Annotated in this window: 1 pseudogene; it reads right to left on the bottom strand. The window is 63.6% G+C overall.

The features are described 5' to 3' along the window. Positions 1 to 521, bottom strand: a pseudogene (locus tag P3W75_RS00755) (type VI secretion system Vgr family protein); the annotation flags it as partial. Between the last annotated feature and the right edge of the window lie 150 nt (positions 522 to 671).

The following is a 671-nucleotide window of genomic DNA, read 5'->3' as shown; positions in this document are numbered from 1 at the left end:
TCCCCATTGGGTGTTACTGCAGTGTTCTGCAGCCCCAGGAATAACCACCAGCCACCGTGGTGCACCTTGACCCTGCTGTAGTCGATGGCGTCCTGGAAGACCCTGCGGGCCATGGCGATCTCGCCGGCGGTCAGGGCGCGTTCGTCCCCTTCCGGCAAGGGCACGGTTTGGATAGAGGCTCCGACATCCACACTGTTGGTGAATACCGGGTTGGCCGTCAGGTCGACGACCAGCGGCTCATCCGGGCCTTTCATGGAGCAACAGGATGCGCCGGCGTCCTGCGGCGGTATCAGTTCCAGTTGGGTGATCTGCACGGACTCCTGCGTCACGATGCGCTGGGTGCGTCCTTGCTGATCGATTTCACCTTCCTGGGTACTGCCGTCCGCCAGATGAGCGACGTATTTCACGCCTGGCGTCACGCTGGCGTTGTCACAGGTCAGGCATAACTGTTCGTCGAAGGGGCCTTCACTTTCGGGCATGTCGACCGTCAAGTCGCCGGGCAGCAGGGTATGCACGGTCATGGTCCGCCCCGCCCTGTCGGTGACGCCCTCGAAGACCTCGCCTTGAGGAGCCCTTACGCGGTACGGCGTGAACGGCAGGCGGGCCTGGGTCGGGTCGCTCAGTGTGTAGCGCGCGCTATAGCCTGCGGGTAGCGGGGTGGGCGCAATGTT

Origin of the sequence: Pseudomonas citronellolis, assembly GCF_029335315.1 — a bacterium.
Lineage (GTDB): Bacteria > Pseudomonadota > Gammaproteobacteria > Pseudomonadales > Pseudomonadaceae > Pseudomonas > Pseudomonas citronellolis_A.
Note: the sequence above shows the minus strand (reverse complement) of the source record. Positions and strands in the feature narration are given on the sequence as shown.